At 61.9% G+C, this 7,531-nt stretch carries 6 protein-coding genes; all 6 read left to right on the top strand.

Annotated features, from left to right (window positions below; translation table 11 throughout):
• The first annotated feature begins 22 nt into the window (after positions 1-22).
• On the top strand, positions 23-1,600 hold the full coding sequence (gene murJ, locus B7O88_RS17670) for a murein biosynthesis integral membrane protein MurJ (RefSeq protein WP_088278098.1): 1,578 nt from the start codon (positions 23-25) through the stop codon (positions 1,598-1,600).
• 70 nt (positions 1,601-1,670) lie between these two features.
• Entirely contained in the window at positions 1,671-2,597 is a 927-nt protein-coding gene (gene ribF, locus B7O88_RS17665) for a bifunctional riboflavin kinase/FAD synthetase (RefSeq protein WP_088278096.1), read from the top strand.
• 23 nt (positions 2,598-2,620) lie between these two features.
• Positions 2,621-5,446, top strand: a complete 2,826-nt coding sequence (ileS, locus tag B7O88_RS17660) for an isoleucine--tRNA ligase (protein WP_088278094.1) — start codon at positions 2,621-2,623, stop codon at positions 5,444-5,446.
• A complete protein-coding gene (gene lspA / locus B7O88_RS17655; protein WP_088278092.1) occupies positions 5,439-5,936 on the top strand; it encodes a signal peptidase II in 498 nt (165 codons plus the stop codon). The genes ileS and lspA overlap by 8 nt, the downstream gene beginning before the upstream one ends.
• Before the next feature lie 45 nt (positions 5,937-5,981).
• The gene (gene fkpB / locus B7O88_RS17650) at positions 5,982-6,413 is read left to right on the top strand and encodes an FKBP-type peptidyl-prolyl cis-trans isomerase (protein ID WP_088278100.1); all 432 of its coding nucleotides are present in this window, start codon (positions 5,982-5,984) and stop codon (positions 6,411-6,413) included.
• 48 nt (positions 6,414-6,461) lie between these two features.
• Positions 6,462-7,406, top strand: coding sequence for a 4-hydroxy-3-methylbut-2-enyl diphosphate reductase (gene ispH / locus B7O88_RS17645; protein WP_088278090.1), 945 nt, complete (start codon positions 6,462-6,464; stop codon positions 7,404-7,406).
• Positions 7,407-7,531 lie beyond the last annotated feature (125 nt).

The following is a 7,531-nucleotide window of genomic DNA, read 5'->3' as shown; positions in this document are numbered from 1 at the left end:
TTTTATTTTGGTGCCATATTTCATGTCTCAACCTGCTGCTCCTGAACCTGCTGCACCCAAGGCACCAAGCCTGCTCAGATCCGGCCTTGTTGTCAGCGTCATGACGTTGTTGTCGCGGGTGCTGGGCATGGTGCGCGACATCGTCGTTGCGGCCTATTTCGGCTCCCAGTCCGAAGCAGACGCATTTTTTATCGCCTTTAAAATCCCCAACTTTCTGCGTCGCCTGTTTGCCGAGGGAGCCTTTGCCCAGGCCTTCGTGCCGGTGCTGTCGGAGTATCGCACCAAGTTCACCCTTTCCGAGGTCAGGCAACTGGTTGACCGCGTGACCGGGACCCTCGGTCTGACGCTGGCCGGGATCACGGCGCTCGGGGTCGCCGGCGCGCCCGTCATCATCACCCTGTTTGCGCCGGGCTTTCATGGGGATGACGCCAAGCTGGCACTGGCGACCGACATGCTGCGCATCACCTTTCCCTATCTGTTTCTGATTTCGCTGACAGCGCTGTGCGGGTCGATCCTCAACAGTTATGGTCGGTTCGCGGTTCCGGCGTTCACGCCGGTATTGCTGAACGTCTGCATGATCGGCGCGACCCTGTTCCTTACACCCTATTTTGCGCAGCCGATCATGGCGCTGGCCTGGGGCGTGTTTATCGCGGGTGTTGCCCAGCTGCTGTTTCAGTTGCCGTTTCTTGCGCAGATCAAGTTGCTGCCGGTGCCGCGGCCCAATCGCCGTGATCCCGGCGTGAAGCGCATCATGACGCTGATGGTGCCGGCGCTGTTCGGCGTGTCGGTCAGCCAGATCAACCTGTTGCTGGATACCGTGCTGGCGTCCTTTCTGCAGACCGGCAGCATTTCCTGGCTGTATTACGCCGATCGGCTGTCGGAGCTACCGCTGGGTGCATTCGGTATTGCCATCGGTACGGTCATTCTGCCGGCTTTGTCGCGCCAGCATGCCGGTGAGGACCTCAAGGCATTCGGTCGCACGCTGGACTGGGCGGTACGCATGGTGCTGCTGGTCGGTGTGCCCGCCGCGCTGGCGCTGCTGTTGCTGGCCGAGCCGCTGATTGCCACGCTGTTTCATTATGGTGCGATGACCGGCGATGACGTCAGCCAGTCGGCCGCTGCACTGCGAGCCTACTCCGTTGGTGTGATGACCTTCATGCTGATCAAGGTGCTGGCCCCTGGCTACTTTGCCCGCCAGGACACGAAAACGCCGGTGCGCATCGCCATTATCTGCATGGTCTCCAATATGGGGCTCAACCTGCTGCTGATCTGGCCGCTGCAGCACGTGGGCCTTGCGCTTGCCACATCGCTGTCGGCGCTGCTCAATGCCGGGCTGCTCTGGTGGGGATTGCGCCGTGATGGTGTCTACCACGCGCAGCCGGGTTGGACGCGATTTGCCCTCAGATTGTTTGCGGCAACCGCCGCGATGGCGGCGCTGCTATTGTGGATGGTGCCTGCAACGGCTGATTGGCTGGCCTGGGGCTGGCAGCGCAAGGCCTGGGAGATGACGTTGCTGGTGGTGGGCGGCATGGTGGTCTACCTCGGCATACTGTTTGCGCTGGGCCTGCGTGTGCGTGACCTGCGCGGTGCACGGGGTTGAACGGCATGACGCGCAACCCCGCAAGCCTGTATACTGCGGCGTTTCGATTGACCCACCACTGACGAGCATTATGGAACTGGTCCGCGGTTTACATAACCTGCGGCCCCGGCACCGGGGCTGTGTCGCCACTATCGGCAACTTCGATGGTGTACATGTTGGACATCAGGCCATTCTGGCGCGCCTGCGTGCGCACTCCGAGCGTCTCGGGCTGCCCGGCTGCGTCGTGATTTTCGAGCCGCAGCCGCGCGAATTCTTCGCGCCTGACGCCGCGCCACCGAGGCTGACCCGCTTGCGCGAGAAGCTGACCCTGCTGCAACACAACGGAGTGGATCGCGTGCTGTGCCTGGCATTTAACCGCAGGCTGCGCGAGCTCAGCGCCGAGCAGTTTGTGCAGCAGGTGCTGATTGATGGTCTGGGGGTGCGTCACCTTGAAGTTGGCGACGATTTCCGCTTTGGCTGTGACCGTTCCGGTGATTTTGCCTTCCTGCAGCAAAGCGGGAGTGCACACGGGTTTACTGTCGAAGCCGCCAATACGGTCGCCGAGAGCGGGGAGCGGATCAGCAGCAGCCGTCTGCGCCAGGTATTGGCCGAAGGTGATTTTATTCTCGCCTCGCTGTTGCTTGGTCGCCCGTTCAGCATTACCGGGCGTGTGGTTTACGGGCAACAGCTGGGACGTACCATAGGTGCGCCGACCGCCAATGTTCAGCTCAAGCGGGTCAATCCGCCGCTGCACGGCGTATACCGCGTCAGCGTTGAGCTGGATGGTGTGGTGCTCAAGGGCGTGGCCAATATCGGCAAGCGCCCTTCGGTCAGTGGGGATGGCAAGGCGCACCTGGAGGTGCACCTGTTTGATTTTTCCGGCGATCTGTATGGTCACCGGCTGACCGTCGTTTTTCACCAGAAGTTGCGGGACGAAAAGCGTTTCGACTCGCTGGACGCATTGCAGGCGGCGATCAAGGCCGATTTTGCTGCCGCCAGGGCCCAGTGGGGTCTGTAAATTTTTCGAGAGCCTGATAGAAAATGACCGACTACAAAGCGACATTGAATCTGCCCGCCACGGATTTTCCGATGAAGGCCGGGCTGCCGAACCGCGAACCTGAGACACTCAAGCGTCTGGACGGCCTGTACCAGCGGATTCGGGAAGTCAGCCAGGGGCGGCCGCAGTTTGTCCTGCACGATGGCCCCCCGTACGCCAACGGCGTTATTCATATCGGTCATGCACTCAACAAGATCATCAAGGACATGATCGTCCGTTCCAAGACCCTGTCGGGCTTCGATGCGCCCTACGTGCCGGGTTGGGACTGTCACGGTCTGCCGATCGAGCACAAGGTGGAAACGACCCACGGCAAGCATCTGCCGGCCGATCAGGTGCGTGCGCTGTGCCGCGAATATGCCGGCGAGCAGGTTGCGCTGCAGAAGGCCGACTTCATTCGTCTGGGCGTGCTGGGTGACTGGGACAATCCCTACCTGACCATGAACTACGCCAACGAGGCGGGCGAGATTCGCGCGCTGGGCCGCATGGTTGAGCAGGGCGTAGTGTTCAAGGGCCTCAAGCCGGTCAACTGGTGCTTTGACTGTGGCTCGGCGCTGGCCGAGGCCGAGGTCGAGTATCAGGACAAGAAGTCCGAAGCCATTGATGTTGCCTTCCCGGTCGAGGATGCCGACAAGCTGGCGGCGGCCTTCGGTCTGGATGCGCTGCCCAAGCCGGCAGCCATGGTTATCTGGACCACAACACCCTGGACCATTCCTGCCAACCAGGCGCTGAATGCCCACCCCGAATTCAATTACGCGCTGGTTGATACCGGTGAGCGCCTGCTGGTGCTGGCCGAAGATCTGGTTGCCGACTGTCTGGCGCGCTATGGCCTGGAAGGCCAGGTGCTCGCTACCACCGCCGGTGCGTCGCTTGAACTGATCAACTTCCGTCACCCGCTGTATGACCGCCTGTCGCCGGTTTACTTGGCTGACTATGTCGAGCTGGACGCCGGTACCGGTATCGTTCACTCGGCTCCGGCCTATGGTGAAGACGACTTCCGTACCTGCAAGCAGTACGGCATGCACAACGATGACATTCTCAGCCCGGTGCAGAGCAACGGTGTCTACGTTCAGGATCTGCCGTTCTTCGGCGGCCAGTTCATCTGGAAGGCCAATCCGGCCATCGTCGCCAAGCTGGAGGAAGTGGGCGCGCTGCTCAAGCATCAGAGCATTCAGCACAGCTACATGCACTGCTGGCGCCACAAGACGCCGCTGATCTACCGCGCTACCGCCCAGTGGTTCGTCGGCATGGATGTGCCGGTCGCCGGTGGCGAGACCCTGCGCGAGCGCGCGCTCAAGGCCATTGAAGAGACCGACTTTGTTCCTGGCTGGGGCAAGCAGCGCCTGCACAACATGATTGCTGGCCGCCCGGACTGGTGTATCTCCCGTCAGCGTAACTGGGGCGTGCCGATCCCGTTCTTCCTGCACCGCGAGTCGGGCGAACTGCATCCGCGCACCGTCGAGCTGATCGAGCAGGTTGCCCAGCGCGTGGAGCAGCAGGGGATCGATGCCTGGTTCAATCTGGATGCGGCCGAACTGCTGGGCGACGAAGCAGCCCAGTACGAAAAGATCAGCGATACCCTGGACGTCTGGTTCGACTCCGGAACGACCCACTGGCACGTGATGCGCGGCTCGCACCCGATGGGCCACGATCAGGGGCCGCGTGCCGACCTGTATCTGGAAGGCTCCGACCAGCATCGCGGCTGGTTCCACTCGTCGCTGCTGACCGGTTGTGCGATCGACGGTCACGCGCCTTATCGTGGCCTGCTGACGCACGGCTTCACGGTCGACGAGAAGGGCCGCAAGATGTCCAAGTCGCTGGGTAACACCATCGCGCCGCAGAAGGTCAACGACACCCTGGGTGCCGACATTCTGCGTCTGTGGGTGTCCTCGACCGATTACACCGCTGAAATCGCTGTGTCCGATCAGATCCTGCAGCGCAGCGCTGATGCCTACCGCCGTATTCGCAATACCGCGCGCTTCCTGCTGTCCAACCTGAGCGGCTTTGATCCGGCAACTGACGCGCTGCCGGCCGAGCAGATGCTGGATCTAGATCGCTGGGCCGTTGACCGTGCCCTGCTGCTGCAGCAGGAGATTGTCGAGGCCTACGAAACCTATCGCTTCTGGAACGTTTACCAGAAGGTGCACAACTTCTGCGTGCAGGAACTGGGCGGCTTCTATCTCGATATCATCAAGGACCGTCAGTACACCACCCAGGCGAACAGTGTCGCGCGTCGCTCCTGTCAGACTGCGCTGTACCACATTGCCGAGGCGCTGGTGCGCTGGGTTGCGCCGATTCTGTGCTTCACCGCAGAAGAGCTGTGGCAGTACCTGCCGGGCGAGCGCAGCGAGTCGGTCATGCTCACCACCTGGTACGAAGGGCTTGAGGCGCTGCCGGAAGGGCAGGCGCTGGGTCGTGCGTTCTGGGAGCAGGTGATGGGCGTGAAGGAGGCGGTCAACAAGGAAATGGAAAACCTGCGCAATGCCAAGGTACTGCGTGGCAACCTGGAAGCCGAAGTCACCCTCTACGCCGATGACAGCCTGCGCGCCGCGCTGGCCCAGTTGGGCGATGAGCTGCGCTTTGTGCTGATTACCTCGCAGGCTACCCTGGCACCGCTGGCCGAGGCGGGCGAGCAGGCGGTAGAAACCGAGGTTCCAGGCCTGAAGCTGCAGATCGTCAAGTCAGACGCTGCCAAGTGTGCACGCTGCTGGCACCTGCGCGCCGACGTCGGCAGCCACGCCGCTCACCCGGACATTTGTGGTCGCTGCGTCGAGAACATCGAAGGCGCCGGTGAGGTACGCAAGCATGCCTGATGTCCGCAAGGGCAGTCTGATCTGGCTGGTGCTGTCGGCGCTGGTCATTGTGCTCGATCAGTTGACCAAATGGGTGGCTGTGTCGGAGCTGCGGTTGCATCAGCAGGTGCCGATCATCGATGACCTGTTCAGCTTCACCCTGGCCTACAACACCGGTGCCGCGTTCAGCTTTCTGGCCGACGCCAGTGGCTGGCAGCGCTGGCTGTTTGCCGTTATCGCAGTCGTTGTGAGCGCAGTGCTGTGCGTCTGGCTGGCGCGGCTGGATCGCAGCAAGAAGCTCGAAGCCATCGCGTTGGCACTGATTCTGGGTGGCGCCATCGGCAACCTGTATGACCGGGTGATTCACGGCAAGGTGACCGACTTCATTCTGGTGCACTGGCAGCAGAGCTGGTTCTTCCCGGCCTTCAATATTGCCGACAGTGCCATTACCGTCGGTGCGGCACTGCTGCTGTTCGACATGTTTTTCGGCAGGAAGCCGGAGCAAAATTGATCGATGGCCCGCGCCAGCGGGCCCGGCTTTCCAGGCGAGATTCCCATGACAGAAACACGTATTGGTCACGAGTCCGAAGTAACCCTGCACTTTACCCTCAAGCTGCCCAATGGCGACGTGGTCGACACCACCACCGACAAGCAGCCAGCTACCTTCAAGGTGGGTGACGGCAGTCTGTTGCCCGGTTTTGAGCAGGTGCTGTTCGGTCTCAAGGCCGGCGACTGCCGCAGTTTCGAGATCGAGCCCGAGCGCGGCTTCGGGCCCGGCAATGAGCAGAATATCCAGACCATAGCCCGCGATCAGTTTGACGAAATGGAGCTGGAGCCGGGGCTGCTGGTGATCTTTGCCGACGCCGCCGGCGGCGAGTTGCCGGGCGTGGTCAAGCAGGTGCATGATTCGGTGGTCGAGGTCGACTTCAATCATCCGCTGGCCGGCAAGGTCATTACCTTTGATGTCGAGATCGTCGGCGTACGCTGATCGCCTCAGCGGTCGGTCCATTCTTTCGATACTCCAGCGAGGCTTTTCATGCAGATCAAACTGGCCAACCCCCGCGGCTTCTGCGCCGGTGTCGACCGAGCCATCGAGATCGTCAATCGCGCGCTGGAAGTGTTCGGCCCGCCGATCTATGTGCGTCACGAGGTCGTCCACAACAAGTTTGTGGTCGAGGATCTGCGCAATCGTGGCGCGGTGTTTGTCGAAGAAATCGATCAGGTGCCGGATGACGTGATCGTAATCTTCAGCGCCCACGGCGTGTCCCAGGCTGTGCGTCAGGAGGCGGCGGATCGCGGTCTCAAGGTGTTTGACGCCACCTGCCCGCTGGTGACCAAGGTGCATATGGAAGTGACCCGCTATAGCCGCGAAGGGCGCGAATGCATCCTTATCGGCCACGCGGGTCACCCTGAAGTCGAAGGCACCATGGGGCAGTACGACGCCAGTAATGGCGGGGCGATCTATCTGGTTGAGGACGAGGCAGATGTCGAACGCTTGCAGGTGCAAGACCCTGAGCGCCTGGCGTTTGTCACCCAGACTACCCTGTCGATGGACGACACCGCGCGGGTGATCGACGCGTTGCGTGCGCGTTTCCCGTCGATTGACGGGCCACGCAAGGATGACATCTGCTACGCCACCCAGAACCGCCAGGATGCTGTCAAGCAACTGGCTGCGTCCTGCGATGTGGTGCTGGTGGTCGGCAGCCCGAACAGCTCTAACTCCAATCGCCTGCGCGAGCTATCCGAGCGTATGGGCACGCCTGCCTACCTGATTGACGGTGCCGAAGAGATTCAACCGGCCTGGCTGGAGGGCGCGCAGAATGTCGGCGTCACCGCAGGCGCCTCCGCGCCGGATGTGCTGGTGCGCCAGGTGATTGCCCACCTGCACGCCCAGGGTGCCACCGGCGCAGAGGAGCTGGCGGGCAAGGAAGAAAACATCGTCTTCAGCATGCCGAAAGAGCTGCGGGTGGTACAGCTGTAGGGGCGCGGCATGCCGCGCCCGCGAATTCCGGGCCGGCAGATCGTCCGGTGCGCCAACAGCCTGCGCATCCACCTTGCGGCCACGACATGTCGTGGCCCTACGGGTATTGCAGCGCAGCCTGAGGC

This window comes from Halopseudomonas aestusnigri, assembly GCF_002197985.1.
In the GTDB taxonomy this organism is placed as follows: domain Bacteria; phylum Pseudomonadota; class Gammaproteobacteria; order Pseudomonadales; family Pseudomonadaceae; genus Halopseudomonas; species Halopseudomonas aestusnigri.
Note: the sequence above shows the minus strand (reverse complement) of the source record. Positions and strands in the feature narration are given on the sequence as shown.

What these genes read in the sequence shown, in the direction of transcription:
- ispH (WP_088278090.1), top strand. Translation starts at nt 6,462, where the DNA reads ATGCAGATCAAACTGGCCAACCCCCGCGGCTTCTGCGCCGGTGTCGAC.
- lspA (WP_088278092.1), top strand. Translation starts at nt 5,439, where the DNA reads ATGCCTGATGTCCGCAAGGGCAGTCTGATCTGGCTGGTGCTGTCGGCG.
- ribF (WP_088278096.1), top strand. Translation starts at nt 1,671, where the DNA reads ATGGAACTGGTCCGCGGTTTACATAACCTGCGGCCCCGGCACCGGGGC.
- fkpB (WP_088278100.1), top strand. Translation starts at nt 5,982, where the DNA reads ATGACAGAAACACGTATTGGTCACGAGTCCGAAGTAACCCTGCACTTT.
- ileS (WP_088278094.1), top strand. Translation starts at nt 2,621, where the DNA reads ATGACCGACTACAAAGCGACATTGAATCTGCCCGCCACGGATTTTCCG.
- murJ (WP_088278098.1), top strand. Translation starts at nt 23, where the DNA reads ATGTCTCAACCTGCTGCTCCTGAACCTGCTGCACCCAAGGCACCAAGC.